The organism is Clostridium cadaveris, assembly GCF_020911725.1.
GTDB lineage: Bacteria > Bacillota > Clostridia > Clostridiales > Clostridiaceae > Clostridium_X > Clostridium_X cadaveris.
This window is the reverse complement of sequence record NZ_CP076620.1, coordinates 3,342,958-3,361,240: the sequence shown is the minus strand read 5'-3', so window position 1 is coordinate 3,361,240 and position 18,283 is coordinate 3,342,958. Positions and strand designations below refer to the sequence as shown.

General features: G+C 32.3%; 19 protein-coding genes and 1 other annotated feature. Of the genes, 16 read left to right on the top strand and 3 right to left on the bottom strand.

Translation table 11 applies throughout. The features are described 5' to 3' along the window. The first annotated feature begins 1 nt into the window (after nucleotide 1). The 6 genes from KQH81_RS16245 to KQH81_RS16220 all read left to right on the top strand — a co-directional run bounded on the left by KQH81_RS16245 (nucleotide 2) and on the right by KQH81_RS16220 (nucleotide 8,076). Nucleotides 2–1,195 carry a glycine C-acetyltransferase gene (locus KQH81_RS16245; protein WP_027638481.1) on the top strand — a complete coding sequence of 398 codons (1,194 nt, stop codon included), beginning with the start codon at nucleotides 2–4 and terminating at the stop codon, nucleotides 1,193–1,195. A gap of 85 nt (nucleotides 1,196–1,280) precedes the next feature. After that, a complete protein-coding gene (locus KQH81_RS16240; protein WP_027638482.1) occupies nucleotides 1,281–2,237 on the top strand; it encodes an L-threonine 3-dehydrogenase in 957 nt (318 codons plus the stop codon). Nucleotides 2,238–2,297: 60 nt separating this feature from the next. Then, nucleotides 2,298–2,735, top strand: coding sequence for an ACT domain-containing protein (locus tag KQH81_RS16235; RefSeq protein ID WP_022788039.1), 438 nt, complete (start codon nucleotides 2,298–2,300; stop codon nucleotides 2,733–2,735). A gap of 101 nt (nucleotides 2,736–2,836) precedes the next feature. Next, the gene (locus KQH81_RS16230; protein WP_230028500.1) at nucleotides 2,837–4,081 is read left to right on the top strand and encodes an aminopeptidase P N-terminal domain-containing protein; all 1,245 of its coding nucleotides are present in this window, start codon (nucleotides 2,837–2,839) and stop codon (nucleotides 4,079–4,081) included. A 59-nt stretch (nucleotides 4,082–4,140) separates the two neighbouring features. Continuing rightward, nucleotides 4,141–4,404 (top strand) — a binding site (T-box leader). Between the two features lie 101 nt (nucleotides 4,405–4,505). Continuing rightward, complete coding sequence (gene metG / locus KQH81_RS16225; RefSeq protein ID WP_099335913.1) at nucleotides 4,506–6,446, top strand: methionine--tRNA ligase; 1,941 nt, start codon at nucleotides 4,506–4,508, stop codon at nucleotides 6,444–6,446. Between the two features lie 130 nt (nucleotides 6,447–6,576). Next, the gene (locus KQH81_RS16220) at nucleotides 6,577–8,076 is read left to right on the top strand and encodes a DUF445 family protein (protein WP_027638485.1); all 1,500 of its coding nucleotides are present in this window, start codon (nucleotides 6,577–6,579) and stop codon (nucleotides 8,074–8,076) included. Nucleotides 8,077–8,187: 111 nt separating this feature from the next. On the opposite strand, the gene KQH81_RS16215 is transcribed toward KQH81_RS16220, so the two are convergent. Further along, nucleotides 8,188–8,397 (bottom strand): cold-shock protein, encoded by a 210-nt coding sequence (locus KQH81_RS16215; RefSeq protein WP_027638486.1) that lies wholly within the window; start codon nucleotides 8,395–8,397, stop codon nucleotides 8,188–8,190. Between the two features lie 204 nt (nucleotides 8,398–8,601). Between KQH81_RS16215 and KQH81_RS16210 the strand changes: the two genes are divergently transcribed. The 10 genes from KQH81_RS16210 to KQH81_RS16165 all read left to right on the top strand — a co-directional run bounded on the left by KQH81_RS16210 (nucleotide 8,602) and on the right by KQH81_RS16165 (nucleotide 17,212). Continuing rightward, nucleotides 8,602–9,372 (top strand): TatD family hydrolase, encoded by a 771-nt coding sequence (locus KQH81_RS16210; RefSeq protein ID WP_027638487.1) that lies wholly within the window; start codon nucleotides 8,602–8,604, stop codon nucleotides 9,370–9,372. Nucleotides 9,373–9,648: 276 nt separating this feature from the next. Beyond that, nucleotides 9,649–10,665 (top strand): 3D domain-containing protein, encoded by a 1,017-nt coding sequence (locus KQH81_RS16205; RefSeq protein ID WP_027638488.1) that lies wholly within the window; start codon nucleotides 9,649–9,651, stop codon nucleotides 10,663–10,665. A 134-nt stretch (nucleotides 10,666–10,799) separates the two neighbouring features. After that, nucleotides 10,800–11,345 carry a ribonuclease M5 gene (gene rnmV, locus KQH81_RS16200; RefSeq protein WP_027638489.1) on the top strand — a complete coding sequence of 182 codons (546 nt, stop codon included), beginning with the start codon at nucleotides 10,800–10,802 and terminating at the stop codon, nucleotides 11,343–11,345. A gap of 10 nt (nucleotides 11,346–11,355) precedes the next feature. Beyond that, nucleotides 11,356–12,201, top strand: a complete 846-nt coding sequence (gene rsmA / locus KQH81_RS16195) for a 16S rRNA (adenine(1518)-N(6)/adenine(1519)-N(6))-dimethyltransferase RsmA (protein ID WP_027638490.1) — start codon at nucleotides 11,356–11,358, stop codon at nucleotides 12,199–12,201. Nucleotides 12,202–12,287: 86 nt separating this feature from the next. Beyond that, nucleotides 12,288–13,706: a DUF7922 domain-containing protein gene (locus KQH81_RS16190; RefSeq protein WP_027638491.1), complete on the top strand. Its 1,419-nt coding sequence runs from the start codon at nucleotides 12,288–12,290 to the stop codon at nucleotides 13,704–13,706. 68 nt (nucleotides 13,707–13,774) lie between these two features. Then, complete coding sequence (locus tag KQH81_RS16185; RefSeq protein ID WP_230028498.1) at nucleotides 13,775–14,359, top strand: hypothetical protein; 585 nt, start codon at nucleotides 13,775–13,777, stop codon at nucleotides 14,357–14,359. A gap of 95 nt (nucleotides 14,360–14,454) precedes the next feature. Beyond that, complete coding sequence (locus tag KQH81_RS16180) at nucleotides 14,455–15,225, top strand: prolipoprotein diacylglyceryl transferase (protein ID WP_027638493.1); 771 nt, start codon at nucleotides 14,455–14,457, stop codon at nucleotides 15,223–15,225. Continuing rightward, the gene (locus KQH81_RS16175) at nucleotides 15,212–16,039 is read left to right on the top strand and encodes a hypothetical protein (protein WP_027638494.1); all 828 of its coding nucleotides are present in this window, start codon (nucleotides 15,212–15,214) and stop codon (nucleotides 16,037–16,039) included. The genes KQH81_RS16180 and KQH81_RS16175 overlap by 14 nt, the downstream gene beginning before the upstream one ends. A 21-nt stretch (nucleotides 16,040–16,060) precedes the next feature. Then, nucleotides 16,061–16,909, top strand: coding sequence for an Mrp/NBP35 family ATP-binding protein (locus KQH81_RS16170; protein ID WP_027638495.1), 849 nt, complete (start codon nucleotides 16,061–16,063; stop codon nucleotides 16,907–16,909). A 114-nt stretch (nucleotides 16,910–17,023) separates the two neighbouring features. Continuing rightward, nucleotides 17,024–17,212, top strand: coding sequence for a ferredoxin (locus KQH81_RS16165; protein WP_027638496.1), 189 nt, complete (start codon nucleotides 17,024–17,026; stop codon nucleotides 17,210–17,212). Between the two features lie 39 nt (nucleotides 17,213–17,251). Here the strand turns inward: KQH81_RS16165 and KQH81_RS16160 are convergent, their stop codons facing one another. Together KQH81_RS16160 and thiT are read right to left on the bottom strand one after the other, a co-directional pair. Further along, on the bottom strand, nucleotides 17,252–17,542 hold the full coding sequence (locus KQH81_RS16160) for an MTH1187 family thiamine-binding protein (RefSeq protein WP_027638497.1): 291 nt from the start codon (nucleotides 17,540–17,542) through the stop codon (nucleotides 17,252–17,254). A 5-nt stretch (nucleotides 17,543–17,547) separates the two neighbouring features. Beyond that, a complete protein-coding gene (gene thiT, locus KQH81_RS16155; RefSeq protein WP_051196219.1) occupies nucleotides 17,548–18,210 on the bottom strand; it encodes an energy-coupled thiamine transporter ThiT in 663 nt (220 codons plus the stop codon). Nucleotides 18,211–18,283: the final 73 nt, after the last annotated feature.

Below are 18,283 nucleotides of genomic sequence, written 5' to 3'. Positions count from 1 at the left end.
AATGGGAAGTAAAGCATTACAAAAGTATCTTACAGAAAATTTAAACGACTTAAAATCTAAAGGACTTTATAATGAAATAAATATACTACAAGGTGCAAATGGACCTATAATAAAGATTGATGGAAAAGAGCTTATAAACCTTTCTTCAAACAACTATTTAGGGCTTGCTACAAACGAAAGACTAATAAATGCATGCATAGAAGCTACAAAGAAATATGGAGCTGGTGCAGGGGCAGTTAGAACTATAAACGGAACATTAGATATCCACAGAGAACTTGAAGAGAAGATAGCTGAATTCAAACATACAGAAGCAGCTATAGCTTTCCAATCAGGATTTAACTGTAATGCAGGGGCTATATCAGCAGTTATGAGTAAAAAGGATGCTATACTTTCAGATGCATTAAATCATGCTTCTATAATAGATGGATGCAGACTATCAGGGGCAAAAATTATAAGATATGAACACAATGATATGGAAGACTTAAGAAAGCAAGCAAAGGCTGCTAAAGAAAGCGGACTTTATGAAAAGATAATGGTTATAAGTGATGGAGTTTTCTCTATGGATGGAGACGTAGTTGACCTTCCAGGAATGGTTAAAGTTGCTGAAGAGTTTGACCTTATAACTTATATAGACGATGCTCATGGTTCAGGGGTAATGGGAAATGGTGCTGGAACAGTTAAGCACTTTGGACTATCAGATAAGATCGATTTCCAAATAGGAACATTATCTAAAGCTATAGGTGTTGTAGGAGGATATGTTGCTGGTTCTAAAGATTTAATAGACTGGTTAAAGGTTAGAGCAAGACCATTCTTATTCTCAACTTCATTAACTCCAGGAGCAGCAGCTGCAGCAATGGAATCTTTCAATATAATGTCAGAAAGCACTGAATTAGTTGACAAGGTATGGGAAAATGGAAAATATCTTAAAGCTGAATTAAAGAAATTAGGATTCAATATTGGACATAGTGAAACACCTATAACTCCATGTATAATTGGAGATGAAAAGTTAACTCAAGAGTTCTCAAAGAGATTATATGAAGAGGGAGTATACGCAAAATCAATAGTATTCCCAACAGTACCTCTAGGAACTGGAAGAGTTAGAAATATGCCTACAGCAGCTCATACAAAAGAGATGTTAGATGATGCTATAGCTATTTATACTAAAGTAGGAAAAGAATTAGGCGTTATAAAATAGTTGAGTTTAACAAAAGATTAAATCTCCTAAAGAAAATGCTTGTGATCTTTAAGAGAAATATAATAAAATTTGTGGGGGTTTTGAAATGAAAAAGATATTAGTAACTGGATCTCTTGGACAAATAGGTTCAGAGCTTGTAACACATTTAAGAGATATATACGGCGATACAAATGTAATTGCTACTGATATAAGAAAGATAGATGGTAATCCAGTAGTGGAAGCTGGTCCATTTGAAACATTAGACGTTTTAGATCCACAAAAGATGTCAGATATCGTTAAGAAGTATAATTGTGATAGTATAATTCACCTTGCTGCACTCCTATCTGCTGTTGCTGAAGCTAAGCCAGCATTAGCGTGGAATATAAACATGGGAGGTTTATTTAACGCTTTAGAAGTAGCTCGTGAAAGCAAGTGCCAATTCTTCACTCCTAGTTCAATAGGAGCGTTTGGACCAAGTACTCCAAAGGATATGACACCACAAGATACACTTCAAAGACCTCAAACAATGTACGGGGTAACAAAGGTTTCAGGAGAACTTTTATGTGACTACTACTATCAAAGATTTGGAGTAGATACAAGAGGAGTTAGATTCCCTGGTCTTATATCTTACGTGGCGCCTCCAGGAGGTGGAACTACTGACTATGCAGTAGACATTTACTATAAAGCATTACAAGAAGGAAAATATACTTCTTATATAGCAGAAGGTACAAAGATGGATATGATGTATATGCCAGATGCTTTAAACGGAATAGTAAAACTAATGGAAGCAGACCCATCAAAGCTTGTTCATAGAAATGCATTTAATATAGCAGCTATGAGTTTCGAACCAAATGAAATTGCAGCAGAAATCAAGAAGCATATACCAAACTTTGAAATAAGCTACGATGTTGATCCTGTTAGACAGGCAATTGCTGATTCATGGCCAAATTCATTAGATGATTCTGCAGCACGTAATGAATGGGGATTTGAAAACAAATATGATTTAAGTTCTATGACAGAAGATATGTTAAACAAACTAAGAGTTAAGTTAAACATAAAGTAATACTAGAAGGCCGGCTCCCTTATGATTTTAAGGGAGCCTTAGTTTTAACATGGAGGATTTATGGAAGAAAAATTTCTAATAGTGAATAGCAAAGTATTGCCAGATATATTCGAAAAAGTAATCTTAGTAAAAGAATTGTTATATACGGGAGAAGTAAAAGATATTTCAGAAGGAGTGAAAACTGTAGGGATAAGCAGAAGTGCTTATTACAAATATAAGGATAATGTCTTTCTAGTTTCGGAAGCTTTAAAAGGCCAAAAAGCAACTATAGCATTATTATTAAACCATGAAGCAGGAGTTTTATCTAAAGTTTTGGATAAGATAGCAGAGAACGGTGGAAACATAATAACTATAAATCAAGATATTCCTATAAATAAGGCCGCAAATGTCACTATAACCTGCGATATAAGTGGACTTAAAATTGATATAAAAGAATTATTAAATAAGATAAATTTGGTAGATAATATACTAAAAAGCAAACTTATTGCAATGGAATAGTGTATTATTGCAAAGAAAGATTTTTTTATCATAGGTGGATAAAAGCATATCTAAGGAGTAAAATGAAAATTGTGAACTAATTATAGAAAGGGTGGGGAAAGATGAATAAAGAAGTTTTTATTTCAAACAGAAAAAGACTTATGGAGAGGTTAGAAGATAACAGCATATTAGTGATGTTTGCTGGACAGCCACCTAAAAAGAGTGCTGATGAATCGTATCCATTCACTCCAAATAGAAATTTTTATTACTTAACAGGAATTAATGAACCTGATGTAGTGCTTTTAGTTCTAAAAAGAGATGGCATAGTAGAAGAAACGGTATTTATAAAAAAAGCAGATCCAGTTATGGAAAGATGGGTTGGAAAAACTATTTCAAGGGAAGAAGCAAAAGCGTTTTCAGGAGTAGATGACATAAAGTATTTAGATGATCTTCAAGGAGAACTTCACAGACTTATATTTGCTAAGGGATTAAAAAACGTTTATTTAAATCTAGAAAAAGATAGTTTTACAAGTAGAACTACTCAAGAAGAAGAGTTTGCTGAAATATTAAAAAATAAATATCCATATGTGGTTATAGAAAATGTATTTAATCATATAAGTGCATTAAGACAAATAAAGTGCAAAGAAGAGATAGAAGCCATAAGAGAAGCTGGAAAGATAACTATAGAAGGCGTAGAAGCCCTTATGAAGAATGCAAAGCCTGGAATGATGGAATATCAACTTGAAGCTTATTTTGATTTCGTGCTTAAACAACATGGAGTTACGGACTATGCATTTAAAACAATAGCAGCAGCAGGAAAGAATGCAACAGTTCTTCATTACTCAGAAAACAACAGTGAAATAAAAGATGGAGATCTTATCCTTTTCGATTTAGGCGCTCAACTAAATTATTACAATTCAGATATAAGCAGAACTTTTCCTGTAAACGGAAAATTCACAGAAAGACAAAAGACTATATATAATATAGTATTAAAGGCTTATGAGGATACTATGAAGGTTATAAAACCAGGAGTACCTTTTGTTGAGCTAAATAAAGAAACAAGAAGATCTCTTGCAGCTAGCCTTAAAGAGATAGGACTTATAAAGAAAGACGAAGAGTTAAGCGAATACTATTTCCATGGAGTAAGTCATCATCTTGGACTTGATACTCATGACGTAGGATCAAGAGAATCTGTTCTAGAAGAAGGAGTAGTTTTAACTGTAGAGCCAGGTCTTTATATAGCAGAAGAAGGCATAGGCATAAGAATAGAAGACGACGTTGTAGTTACAAAGGATGGATGCGAAATTATAACAAGCGGAATGATGAAGACAGTAGAAGAAATAGAAGCATTCATGGCTAATAGATAGAAAAATTCACACTACTTATTGACAAGGTGAGGAATTTTCACTATGATGGAATTAATATTAATAATGCAGTGAAAAGAAGAGTAATAGGATGGTACTATTTACAGAGAGCCGTGGATGGTGAAAGGCGGCAGTAGAAAATCTTATGAAGATGGCCTTAGAGCAGACTTTTCGAGCTAGATTCTAGTTAGGGAAGTACGGGTGCGACCGTTATATTGCAGGGTAATAAAAGCTTATTTATTTAGTAAGTGGAGTTACTTAGTGAGATATTCTTTGGTGACAGAGAATATGAAGTAGAGTGGTAAAGCGTTTATAACGCCTCTATGATCTTTTTATGGATCATAGAGGCATTTTTTATTTTAGTTAAAAAATTCAATAAATATAAAACAGAAGGCAATAATAACTGTAAGAAGAGAGGAGAATTTTTATGTGCGATAAGAAAAAGTACTATATAACAACACCTATTTACTACCCATCTGCAAAGCTTCACATAGGAAATACTTATACTACAGTAGCAGCAGATGCTCTTGCAAGATTCAAGAGATTAACTGGATACGATGTAATGTTCTTAACTGGAACTGATGAGCATGGTCAAAAAATTCAAAGAATAGCTGAGGAAAATAACGTTACTCCAAAGGAGTATGTTGATGAAATCGTAGCAGGAATAAAGGATTTATGGAAGCTTATGAATATAAGCTATGATAAGTTCATAAGAACAACTGATGACTATCACGTAAACGCTGTTCAAGACATCTTCAAGAAACTATATGATCAAGGAGATATCTATAAGAGCTCTTATGAAGGATGGTATTGCACTCCATGTGAATCCTTCTGGACAGAAACTCAGCTTGTAAATGGAAACTGTCCTGACTGTGGAAGACCAGTTGAAAAGGCAAAAGAAGAAGCTTATTTCTTTAAGATGAGCAAATATGCTGATAGATTGATTGAGTATATAGAAACTCATCCGGATTTTATTCAGCCAGAGTCTAGAAAAAATGAAATGTTAAATAATTTCTTAAAACCAGGATTACAAGATTTATGTGTATCTAGAACATCATTTGACTGGGGAATTCCTGTTGAGTTTGATAAAGACCATGTAGTTTACGTTTGGATAGATGCATTATCAAACTATATAACTGCATTAGGTTATGGTTCAGGTAATACAGAACTTTATGACAAGTACTGGCCAGCAGACGTTCATTTAATAGGAAAAGATATATTAAGATTCCATACTATATATTGGCCAATCATGCTTATGGCTTTAGGCTTAGAGCTTCCAAAACAGGTATTTGGACACGGATGGCTTTTAGTTGATGGAGGAAAGATGTCAAAATCTAAGGGTAATGTAGTAGATCCAGTAATTTTAGCTGAACACTTTGGCGTTGATGCTATAAGATACTATCTTCTAAGAGAAATACCTTTTGGTGCTGATGGGTTATTTAACAACGAAACTTTCATTAAGAAGATAAACTCAGACCTTGCAAATGATCTTGGAAACCTTCTTTCAAGAACAGTAGCAATGGTTGAAAAGTATTTTGATGGAACTATTCAGGCTCCAACTGCAAAAGAAGCTATAGATGATGAACTTATATCACTAGCATTAAAGACTCCTAAGCTAGTTGAAAAATCTATAGATGACCTAAAGATTCCAGATGCTTTAGGACACATTTGGAATCTTATAGGAAGAGCAAACAAATATATAGATGAGACAACTCCTTGGATACTTGCAAAAGATGAAGAGAAGAAGGAAAGACTAGGAACAGTTCTATACAACTTAATAGAAACTTTAAGATTTGTAGCAGTGCTTGTAGGACCATTCCTTCCAGATACAGCTTCAGCTATAGAAAAACAAATAAACAGCGATGTTTTATCTTGGAACAGCTTAAGTGCATTTGATGGAACTTCAGCAGGAACAAAAGTTATTAAGGGTTCTGCAATATTTCCAAGAATAGATGTAGAAGCTAAGCTTAAAGAATTCGAGGAACTAAAGGCAGCAAAGGCTAAAGAAGAGGAAAAGAGAGAAATCATCCCTATAAAAGAAGAGATAACAATAGATGATTTTGACAAGATAGACCTTAGAGTTGTTAAAGTTTTAGAGTGCGAGCCAGTACCAAAGGCTAAGAAGCTTTTAAAACTTAAAGTTGATTTAGGCGGAGAGGAAAGACAAGTAATTTCAGGAATAGCTCAGTTCTATAAGCCTGAAGAATTAGTTGGAAAGTATGTTGTACTTGTAGCAAATCTTAAGTCTGTAAAATTAAGAGGAGAATTATCACAAGGAATGATACTTGCAGCATCTACTGATGATGATTCTAAATTATTTACAGTAAGCATACCAGGAGAACTTCCAACAGGAAGCCAAGTAAGATAAATGATTAGAGAGACTGCCATATTTTATGGCAGCCTCTTTTTTAAAATTTAATTTCTTTTGTATATAGGTATGTATTATAATAATAATTATGTGAATTGAGAGACTATAGAAGAAGGTGGAATAAAATATTATGAAATATGTTGTTGGAGCGATAATAGGAGCAGTAATAGGTTATTTAACTAATTGGCTGGCCATAAAAATGCTTTTTAGACCTCATGAGGAGAAAAGAATATTTGGTATAAAGGTGCCATTTACTCCTGGGCTTATACCAAAGGAGCAAAAGAGAATAGCAGCCAGTGTAGGAAGTGCAGTAGGAGAATATCTTCTTACAGAAGAAACTATAATTAATAATTTGAGAAGCGATAAGGTTCAAGAACACATAAGAACATCACTAAAAAGAAAAGTAAATGATATATGTGAGAGTAAAAGAACTATCGGTGATAGTTTTTCATTTATTTTAAAGGACAATTATGAGAAAGTTGCAGAATTCATAAAGGGTAAGATAGTAGCTAATGTAGAGAAAGAATTACATAAACCAGAAATTCAAAATAAAATTTTAGAAGTTTCAGAAGAACAGGTTAAAAGATTTTTAGAAAAGAATCCAAAAGAACTTGAGGAAAAACTTGATATAAATATTACAGATATTATTAGAGATAAGGCAATGGAGCTACTGAAAGTAGAGGATACGAAATCTAAGCTTCAAGAAAAAGTTGCAACAGCATTACAACAGCTTGAAGCAGAAAATATAACCTTAAGGCAGCTTTGTTCGGAAGAGATTATAAGTTATGCAAAGATGTATGCTTCTAATAACAAGGAGAAGATATCATCATACATACAGGAAGTTTTAAAAGAGCCTTGGGCACAAGAAAAATTAAGATCTGCAGTAAATGATGCCATAGGAAGTAATGTAAATCCATTGGTAGCAATGTTTATCAACAGCGAAACAATTTTTTACAAAGTTACGGGATTTCTTGACTCATATCTTCAAGATGAAGAGAAGCAGGATGATATAGTTATAATCCTTGAAAAAGTTATAGATCATATAGGAGATATGACAATATCAGAAATCTTAAATGGAGAAGAGGGTATATCTAAAGTAAGCAGAAGTTTATCAAGAATTATTGAGAATGATACTATAATATCAATGATAGTTGATGGAATAAGCGAATTTATAGATAAAGATAAATCTTTTGATGAAATTATCAATGAAATAAACTCTGATTACTATTCTAAGGTAAGGAAACTCATAAATGAAAAAATAACTAATATTCTTTATAGTTGCGATACTATTAACATGATATCTAATGCTATAAATAAAATAGCGAATAATATTTTAAATTTAAGGCTTAAGGATATACTAGCATCAAAAAAGGAATATATAGAATCTTCAGCAGTAGATGTGTGCCAAGAATTTATAAATGAATTTATACATAATGAAGGGAAAAATATCATAGAAATACTTGATGTTTCAAGTATAGTTGAGGAAGAGATAAATAAATTTCCAGTAGATATGGGAGAGAAGATTATAATTGGGATTGCAAGAAAAGAACTAAGTGCCATAACTTGGCTTGGAGGCTTACTTGGAGGTCTTATAGGAATACTTTCTCCTGTAATATCAACTCTTCTATAAAGACAACTGCCACTTTAAGATTTACTACTTAAAGTGGCAGTATGCTTTTGAATTCAACTATTATAATTTATATCAGACATATAATAATTTTAGTGTCTACAAGAAAAGAGACTATTCATTGCTGCCTTCAATAATTACATTAACAGCTTGCTCGCCTCTATCATTTTCAGTTAAATCAAAAGTAACAGCAGTACCTTCTTCTAAAGTTTTAAAGCCAGATCCCATTACTCCACTGTAATGAACGAAAACATCCTTTCCATCTTCTGTGGTTATGAAACCATAGCCTTTTTGATTGTTAAACCATTTTACGGTACCTTTCATACAAAAAACCTCCTATTACAAATATAACAGTGTATTACCACTATTTATTATTTTCTCATAAAATAATAAATATATGCATAGATATACAGTGAAGTTGTAAAAATTTATTTTATATGATATATAATAGTTATGCCACAGGTTTAAAAGTATAAAATTTGGTAAATAATTTAAGATAGCAAAGATTGCTTAAGGAGAGATTATATTATGAGTTTACATATATTTGATTCCCATGCTCACTATGATGATGAGGCTTTTGATGAGGATAGAGAGCTTGTAATAGGAGATATACATGAAAAAGGTGTAATAGGAGTTTTAAATTGTGGAGCTTCTTTAGAAGGGGCGAGGGAGTCTGTAAAACTTTCAGAGAAACATGACTTTATATATGCTGCAGTTGGTGTACATCCATCTTATGCAGATGTTGTGGATTCCAAAGTTATAGATGAGCTAGAAGAACTTACTAAATACCAAAAGGTTAGAGCTATTGGAGAAATAGGTTTGGATTACTATTGGGAAGAAAATCCATCAAGAGATGTACAGAAAGAGGCATTCAGAGCACAGATGAAGTTGGCTGAAAAGCTTAATATGCCAGTGATAATTCATGACAGAGATGCTCATGCTGATACTTTAGAGATACTAAAGGAATTTCCAAATGTAATAGGAGTCATACACTGCTTTTCAGGAAGCGTTGAGTTTGCTAGAGAGTGTTTGAAGTTAGGATATTATATAGGATTTACAGGAGTTGTTACCTTCAAGAATGCTAAAAAGATAATTGAGGTGGCAAAGGAAGTACCATTAGATAGAATATTGGTAGAGACTGATTGCCCTTATATGGCACCTACTCCATATAGAGGAAAGAGAAATCAATCCTCATACATAATACATATACTGGAAAAAATAGCGAAAATAAAAGATATTTCCATAGAAACTTTAAATAATCACACTATTTCTAACGTAAAAAACTTGCTTAAAATATAAAAATACTATAAAATAAGTACATAGGTTACAAAAAGATTAAATAAAGATTACTTAATTATTAAGAAAATCAGCACAAAAGAGTAACCTACATAAATAGGATATTTGTATACAATCCTCTGACCATATGAAAAACCGCAATCATAATATATTTTTATTAGTTATATGCTGATGCAAGCATTTTTGCACTAGTAGTCAAAAAATGCAAAGAAATTTGACAAGCTTTAAAAGTGCAAGTTATAATAACTCATATGCAATTGCCAGAGGGAGGTAAAATTTATGCTTGAAAAGTTAAAGAAAAATGTATTTAACTACTTTTCAAACGGTCCAAAGGCGGCATTCCTATTAACATTAGTAGTAATAGCTTTGCTTACTACTATATATTCCATGAGGAAAACTCTTGTGGTAGTTATAGATGGAAAAGAAAACAATGTAATAACTTACAAAAGGACCGTACAAGGGGCTCTAAGTGATAACAGTATTGTCTTAGGAGAAAAAGACAAGATTGAGCCTAGCTTGGACAGCCAAATAGGGAAAAATGACGTAATAAATATAAAAAGGGCCGTTAATGTGGCTGTAGCAGTTGACGATAAAGTTCTTAATGTTCTAACAGCTGAGGATTCAGTTGAGTCAATGCTAGAAGCTGAGGGAATAACATTCGAAGAAGATGATAAGATATTACCTTCAAGAGAAACAGCGATAAATGATGGTCTGCAAGTAAATGTGGTAAGAGTAGAAACCAAAACATTCACAGAAACTGAAGATATAGACTTTACTACTGTAGTAAAGAAAGATGACAACCTAACTCAAAGCACAAAGAAGGTTGTTCAAGAAGGACAAAAGGGACAAAAGACTATTACTACAAAAGTTGTTTATGAAGATGGGAAAGAAGTATCTAAAAAGGTAGTTAGTGAAGTTGTAGATAGGGAACCAGTTCAAAAAGTTGTACTCCAAGGTACTTTAGGAGTTTTAAACCTATCAAGAGGTGGGGAGGTTCCATATAGCAAATCCTTAAAAGTTAGAGCAACCGCTTATTCTAATAATGGCGGAGATGGAAATGGATATACAGCTTCGGGTAGAAAGACATTAAGAGATCCAAGTGGATACAGCACTATAGCTGTTGATCCAAGGATCATTCCCCTAGGAACTAGACTTTATGTAGAAGGCTATGGATATGCTATAGCAGCTGATACTGGAGGAGCAATAAAAGGTAATACGATAGATGTATTTTTTAACAGCTCTAGTGAAGTTTATAATTGGGGAGTTAAATATGTTAATATTTACGTATTAAAGTAAAGAAAAAGGAGAGGTTTCTCCTTTTTTTTCTGCCTGTTTTTATATAGTAAAAATAAGCTGGGTAGACTAAGAGAAGAATGTGTATTATTATAGTATAAGAACATTTTTAAAGAAAATGGAAAGGAAGTAGAACTTTGATTAAAGAAGTGATAGTTGTTGAAGGAAGAGACGATATAACAGCAGTAAAAAGAGCAGTAGAAGCTGAAATGATAGCAGTAGGCGGATTTGGAATAAATGAAAAAGTAATAAAGAGAATAAAAGAAGCGCAAAATAGACAGGGGGTAATCGTATTTACAGATCCTGATTTTGCGGGAGAAAAGATAAGAAGAATAATATCTAAGAGAGTCCAAGGAATAAAGCATGCATATATAACTCAAAGTGAGGGTAGAAAAGATGACGATATAGGAGTTGAAAATGCATCACCTGAAGCTATATTGAGAGCGCTCAAAAATGCAAAGTGCAGCGAAAAGCAAAGGGTAGATACTTTTACAATACAGGATATGATGATGTGTAGACTTACTATGGATGAAAGAGCTGCAGAGAGAAGAGACTTTTTAGGAAGAGAGCTTGGAATAGGATATTGTAATGCATCGCAGTTTTTATCTAGATTAAATAACTATGGAATAACAGAAGAAGAGTTTATAAAAGCTGTAGAAAAGATGAATAAGGAAATAGTATAGGAGAGAGAGTATGAATACACCAACAACCAAGGAGTTAGTACAAAAATATAATTTTAAGTTTTCTAAAGCATTGGGACAGAATTTTTTAATAGATGATAAAGTTATTACAGATATAGTTGATGGAGCGGAAATATGTAAAGATGATTATGTTATAGAAATCGGTCCTGGAGTAGGTACATTGACAAGAGTTTTGCTGCCTAGAGCGAAGAAAGTAACATCCATAGAGTTAGATAATGATTTAATACCTATACTTACAGAAGAACTTAAGGATTTTGATAATTTTGAGCTTATACATAAGGATGCTTTAAAAGTTGATATCAACGAGCTTATAGGTGAAGAAAAAAGTGTTAAGATGGCAGCGAATCTTCCTTATTATGTGACTACACCTATAATAACTAAAATGATAACATCAAATTATAACTTAAAATCTTTGACTATAATGATTCAAAAGGAGGTAGCTGAAAGAATAGATGCTGAACCTAATTGCAAGGAATATGGATCACTTTCTGTTTTAGTACAGTTTTATTGTGATACTAAAATAATAAGAAAAGTATCACCAGCTTCTTTTATACCAAGACCAAAAGTTGAGTCTATAGTAATACGATTAGATAAGTTAGCAGAACCAAGGATAAAAGTTAAGGATGAAAAGTTGTTTTTTACTGTTGTAAGAGATTCTTTCAACATGAGACGTAAAACTTTATGGAATGCCTTAAAGCCAATAGGACTTCCAAAAGAAAAGATGGAGAAAGCATTTGAAATAAGTGGGATAGATCAAAAGCGTAGAGGAGAGACTTTATCTATCGAAGAGTTTGGAAAATTGAGTGATGCGATATATGATATGAGAAAAGCTGATTAAACATCGGCTTTTTTCTAATTTTAGTAAAGTTTTCCGTAAATCTACATATAATATAAATGAATAAATATAAAGTGGAGGGAAAACAGTTGGCAAATAAAAAGTCCTACAGTAGATACTTTATAATACTACAAGAGGATGAAAAAGGTCATTCTATATCCCCAGATAAGCAATCTTCTGGATATGCCAAAATTGAGATGAAGAATGATAAATGCAAGGTGTCCTTTTATGTTCAAAATATAAAAAGAGAAAAAATAAGTTGCTATATGTTTTTGATAGCAAACAAGAAGGATTGCAAAAAGATAGTCAATTTAGGGTTATTGAACATAGATGACAATGGTAGAGCAGATATAACCTATGAATGTACAGCAGATAATATAGGAGATTCTAATATTTCTATGGATAAAATCGGAGGAGCAGCTATAGGCAAATTTATAGGTGGAAGACCTATATTTGTAATGAGTGGCTTTGCGTCAACGGAAATTCCAGATAAATGGAAAGAGTATACTATATTAGACTGCAAGAAAAAGGAAGTAAAGGAAGAAGTTAAAAAGGAAGAAGTTAAAGAAAAGAAGGCTGAAGAGAAAGAGGAAGTTAAAGAAAAGAAGGCTGAAGAGAAAGAGGAAGTTATTGAAAAGAAGACTGAAGAGAAAAAAGAAATTATTGAAAAGAAGTATGAGGAGAAGAAAGAAGTTAAAGAAAAGAAGTCTGAGGAGATCAAGGAAAAGAAAGAAAATAAGTGTGACTCAGAAAATAAAGATAGAGCTGAAGATCCAGTAGAAGAGAAGAAAGAAGAAAAGGAAACAGTATCTAAAGAAGAAATTCTTGAGGCAGATGCTGGTGAGGAAAAATTAGTTAAAGAAGTAGAAGAAAACATCGTTGAAGAACAAGCTGAGAATGTTGTTGCTAAGATAGATAACCCTCCTATAGAAAGAGAAAAAACAGAAGAGAAAAATGAATTTGATGAGTATGAAAGAAGCATAGAGAAATCTAAACCAGATTCTGAGAGAAAAGAAAATGAATCTAACAAAGAAAAGGTAAAGGAAATAAAGGAAGAAGCGGATACTAGCAAGGAGATTCCAAAGGATACAGCTGGCGAATTTTTCAAGTCTATAATGGATGGATTTGAAGAAGTTAAGGGTGTATGTAGTGAAATTAAAAATTGCAGATGGTATAAGATACCTGTGAAAGACTTAGAAGCAATGTGTAATATTTCAAACTACAACAAATACACAGTAGTTTATTATCCAATGATCAATTATTATCCATATATAAAGAAATACGAATATTATATGATGGGATTAAAGTGTGACAGCGAAGGAAATCTCAAATATTTAGCTTATGGACTACCTGGAACTAAAAACAAAGAAGAGCAGCCATATGGCGGAAGAACAGGTTTTGTTACTTGGGCACCTATCTCAGTAGATGAAATGCATGAAAGTCATATAGGATATTGGATAATGTTCTACGATTTTAAGAACTCAATAATAGTTGTACCTATGAAATAAAATTTATTCCCTCTGAGATTGCAGGTCTTAGAGGGAGCTTTTATATAGTAATAATTAGGAGGTGTAATATGAAACACTTTCAAATAAATAAAAAAAGACTAGGAATAACTATAATAATAATAGGACTAATTATGATACTTTTAGGTTTTGAGTCTCTTTTTCACAAAAACATAAGAAATGCTGTATTTGTAGAGAATGACATGGGTAAGCTTCAAGAGCAGACTGTTTTAGATGGAGATGTAGCGTATTTTATGCCCAATAACTGGAAGGTAGAAGAAAAAGAATCAGAAAAAAATCATATATTGTATCACAGTGATTTTAGCTGGAATGATGATCAAATAAAGGGTTATATAGAAGTCTGGCAAAACAACATAGCATTAGATACTTTTATGACTAGCATAAAGAATACTGCACTTAAAAATAAAGAGTATAAAAATTATGATAGCAGAAAAACCCAAATAAGCAGTATGGATGCTTATGAGGTATCGTATATTCAGAGTGATAATGGAGAAAGCTATGATACTTATGAATACTATATGAATGGAAAAGATTATGTAGTAAAACTGATTTTCTTGACTCCAGAAAATACGACAAATAAAAGTTACACTTCAGTATTTAAAGCTTTATCTGAGAAAATAGTAATGAAAAATTAATTTGATTTACAATATATATAGTATTATAATTTTATTAGACAAATAAAGAGAAGCCTAGGCTTCTCTTATTATTTATATGGGATAAGGGGGAGAATATGAAACCTGTTATTTTTGAGATACTAGGAGTTGAAATTTACGGTTATGGACTTATGATAGCATTGGGGATAATTGCTGCATTAGGAATACTTTTTAAGCTTTCACGAGATAAAGGATATAATGAAGACAAAGTTTTTAATATGGCGTTAATATCTATAATATTAGGAGTCCTTGGAGGGAAAATTTTATTTATAATTACAGAATTCAAAAATATTATTAATAACCCATATATTTTAAAAGATTTTGGAGCTGGATTTGTTATATATGGAGCTATAATGGGTGGAGCGATTGGAGTATATGCATATTGCAGAAAACAAAGGTGGAATGTTCTAAAAGTATTAGATATAGTAGTTCCAGGAGTGGCTATAGCTCAAGGTTTTGGAAGAATAGGATGTCTTTTAGCAGGATGCTGTTATGGAGCACCAACTGCATTACCATGGGGAATAACATTTCATGAATCACCTTTTGCAGTAAATGAAGTGAGCCTTCATCCTACACAGGTATATTCAAGTTTATTTGATTTTGCATTAGGTATTTTTTTATTATGGTCATTAAAGAAATATAAGAAGCCAGGAAAGACATTTTCATTGTATGTTATACTATATAGTATAGGAAGATTTTTGGTTGAATTTTTAAGAAATGATCCAAGAGGAAATGTGGGAGTATTATCTACATCACAATTTATAGCTATATTTACGCTCATAATAGGAATAGTGGTTTTCAATATAGATAAACTTAAAGGGAGACGTGTTACTAATGAGGAAAAATAAATCTATAATCCTTCTTATGATATTTATTTTGGCACTAACTTTTAGTGGATGCTCAAAGATTGACAATCTCAAGATTAAGATGGGACTTAAAAATAATGATTTTGAGTATATATCAGAAAATAAAATTGAAAAAATAGTGATTCAAAGCACTAGAGACGAAGGATTTAGATGTGTTGTAACTGATAAAAAAACTATCAATAATATACATGATATATTATCCAGTGCTAAGGCGGTAGAAGGAAAGACAGATTTAGATTCTGACTACATATTCGAAATTTATGAATGGGGCAAAGAGCCTCATAGGTTTAACTACGTAGTAGGTGTACAGGATAAAAAAATGGGGAATTTCTATAATGATAATGAGTCATACGTTGTGTCTAAGAGAATAGATAATGACATAATAAGAAACTTATCAGTTCTTAGAAAACCTAGAGATTTCTCCGTACTTTATTATAGGATGATAATGCAGTTTTTAGATGAGAATAAGTATCTTTTTGAAAATAGCAGCAATATAGGAATAAATATAAAAGATGATATAGAAGTAGCAAAATATATATTATCTATAGATGTTGAAAATTTTAAAGATGATTTAAAAGCTGAATTTCCTAATGCGGAATTGGTTAAGGATAATAAGGAAGAATTTGATACTGTAGTTAATATAAAAACCTATGGTTACAAAGAAAAGGTATATAAATGTATCATCACTGTAAAATATAAAGGTTCCAACAAAGAGAGTAAATTTTATGCTCTATGCCAAGTAGAGGATAATTCTTGGAACATACAAATAAGTGACAAAAAGCAGGATGATTTTTAATGCTTTAGGAGGCGAATAAAAATGGGAAATTGTTCAACATGTCCAAGTAGACAAAGTTGCGGATCAAAAGATTCATCAAAAAGCCAAAACTGTGGAGGAAAACAAACTCCTAAGTATGGTAAGGTATCAAATATAATAGGAGTTATAAGCGGAAAAGGTGGGGTTGGAAAGTCAACTGTAACAGGAATAATGGCTATAGAGCTTGCTAAAAAGGGCTTTAAGGTCGGTGTTCTTGATGCTGATATAACAGGTCCATCAATGCCAAGATTCTTTGGAGTAAACGAAGAACGTGCTATGATGATGCCTACAGGAATAGGAGATGAAACAAAGTTCATTCCTGTAGAAACTGAACTTGGAATAAAGGTTATTTCAATAAATCTTCTTACAGAAAAAGAAGAGCAGCCAGTTATATGGAGAGGACCGGTTATAAATGGTGTACTTAATCAGATGTTCATGGAAACTGCATGGGAAGATCTAGATTATCTTCTAATAGATATGCCTCCAGGAACAGGTGATATTGCGCTTACAGTTATGCAGAGTTTTCCACTTACATCAATGGTTATAGTAGCTACACCACAGGATATGGTATCTATGATAGTTAAGAAGGTTGTAATAATGGCTGAAAAGCTTGGAGTGCCAGTTAAAGGCGTAGTTGAAAACATGTCTTACATAAGATGTGGAAAGTGCAATGAAAAGATAAGGATCTTCTCTAAGAAGAGTGCAGAGGAACATGCAGAATATTTAGGAATTCCTCTTATAGCAGAACTTCCAATAAATCTAGATTTATCAGAAAGTTTGGAAGCTGGCAAAGCAGAAGAATATATAAAGAATAATTTAGAATACGAAAGTTTAATAAAGAGTCTTCTATAATTAAAATAAAAAATGCATCATGGGAAACTGTGATGCATTTTTTATTTGCAGATACATAAAATCTAGATATATGAAAATAATATTAAATGTAATTTAGTTTAAGGAGGTTTTGACATGAAAGCTAATGTTGATAAGGATACATGTATAGGATGTGGACTATGTCCTTCAATATGCGGTGCTGTATTTGAAATGGATGATGATGGAAAGGCAAAAGTCATAGTTGATGAGGTGCCAGAAGGACATGAAGATGATGCTAAGGAAGCAGAAGCAAGCTGTCCAGTTAATGCTATATCAGTAGAATAACATTAAAATAGAGAGATCATAAAAATGATCTCTCTTTTTTTATCTATAATGTTTTAATTTTTCATTAATAGTTAGGCCTGTATTCTTTTCATCAATTCTTATAACAGTTATGACTCTTTCTATACCCAGCTTGAAAGGTATTCTGTGAATGATTTTGATTAGATCAAAAACTTCATCATATTGACCTTCTATAGTAGTGCTCATAGCTCCTACTTCATACTTTAATCCACTACATTTTATATACTCTATAACCTCATCGACAACCTTGTACATCTCTTCTTCAGAAACAGCAGGAATTAGAGGCATTACAGCTACATCGGCAATAACCATTTCAATTATACCTCCTTAATTAAAGTTGATTTTAATCTTTTTATAGGAAGCATTTTTAATATTATTATACATATAAGTCCTTCAACAGATATGAATACTCCATTAACTAAAAGGGAATAAGGAATTGGAGTCATTCCAGCATCTATGGCATAGCTTCCAAAAAAGATTACACCTGATAAGAAGTGACATAAAAATCTTCCGAATAATGCTACGACAGTTCCTTTTATATAGTTGTTTTTAAAGAAACCAACTAAGCCTAATGACATATAAGCTAAAGGATAATCCAAAAGCATTTGAACAGGTGTAAGTATAAATGGATCTAAAATAAGATTTAATAGACCAAATATAAAACCTGTAAGAAGCCCTATGGATGGTCCATAAACTATTCCCATAAACAATATTGGTACCATGCTTCCTAGAGTTACACTACCACCTTGAGGCCAGCGATAAACTCTTAGAACTTGAAGTACACATGCTAATGCAATAGCTAGTCCTATTTGAGCTATAAGTTTAGCACTAAATTTTATCTTTTTTACTTTAGCAAATACTATACATAAAACTAGTATAGCTATTAAAAGAATTACAGTTGATGGACGAGCTAACACATAAAAAAAGCTTTCTTTAAGGTTTCCTAACTGTCCGACAAATTTGTTGATACTTTCTAACATTAATATTAACCTCCTATTTTAGCTAGGACGTAGAAATAAAAAGAACTTCATTCTCTAGGAATGAAGTTCTTTA

Excerpts from the sequence above, each read along its gene's own strand:
- KQH81_RS16245 (WP_027638481.1), top strand. The coding sequence starts at position 2 with ATGGGAAGTAAAGCATTACAAAAGTATCTTACAGAAAATTTAAACGAC.
- KQH81_RS16240 (WP_027638482.1), top strand. The coding sequence starts at position 1,281 with ATGAAAAAGATATTAGTAACTGGATCTCTTGGACAAATAGGTTCAGAG.
- KQH81_RS16235 (WP_022788039.1), top strand. The coding sequence starts at position 2,298 with ATGGAAGAAAAATTTCTAATAGTGAATAGCAAAGTATTGCCAGATATA.
- KQH81_RS16230 (WP_230028500.1), top strand. The coding sequence starts at position 2,837 with ATGAATAAAGAAGTTTTTATTTCAAACAGAAAAAGACTTATGGAGAGG.
- metG (WP_099335913.1), top strand. The coding sequence starts at position 4,506 with ATGTGCGATAAGAAAAAGTACTATATAACAACACCTATTTACTACCCA.
- KQH81_RS16220 (WP_027638485.1), top strand. The coding sequence starts at position 6,577 with ATGAAATATGTTGTTGGAGCGATAATAGGAGCAGTAATAGGTTATTTA.
- KQH81_RS16215 (WP_027638486.1), bottom strand. The coding sequence starts at position 8,397 with ATGAAAGGTACCGTAAAATGGTTTAACAATCAAAAAGGCTATGGTTTC.
- KQH81_RS16210 (WP_027638487.1), top strand. The coding sequence starts at position 8,602 with ATGAGTTTACATATATTTGATTCCCATGCTCACTATGATGATGAGGCT.
- KQH81_RS16205 (WP_027638488.1), top strand. The coding sequence starts at position 9,649 with ATGCTTGAAAAGTTAAAGAAAAATGTATTTAACTACTTTTCAAACGGT.
- rsmA (WP_027638490.1), top strand. The coding sequence starts at position 11,356 with ATGAATACACCAACAACCAAGGAGTTAGTACAAAAATATAATTTTAAG.
- KQH81_RS16185 (WP_230028498.1), top strand. The coding sequence starts at position 13,775 with ATGAAACACTTTCAAATAAATAAAAAAAGACTAGGAATAACTATAATA.
- KQH81_RS16180 (WP_027638493.1), top strand. The coding sequence starts at position 14,455 with ATGAAACCTGTTATTTTTGAGATACTAGGAGTTGAAATTTACGGTTAT.
- KQH81_RS16175 (WP_027638494.1), top strand. The coding sequence starts at position 15,212 with ATGAGGAAAAATAAATCTATAATCCTTCTTATGATATTTATTTTGGCA.
- KQH81_RS16170 (WP_027638495.1), top strand. The coding sequence starts at position 16,061 with ATGGGAAATTGTTCAACATGTCCAAGTAGACAAAGTTGCGGATCAAAA.
- KQH81_RS16165 (WP_027638496.1), top strand. The coding sequence starts at position 17,024 with ATGAAAGCTAATGTTGATAAGGATACATGTATAGGATGTGGACTATGT.
- KQH81_RS16160 (WP_027638497.1), bottom strand. The coding sequence starts at position 17,542 with ATGGTTATTGCCGATGTAGCTGTAATGCCTCTAATTCCTGCTGTTTCT.
- thiT (WP_051196219.1), bottom strand. The coding sequence starts at position 18,210 with ATGTTAGAAAGTATCAACAAATTTGTCGGACAGTTAGGAAACCTTAAA.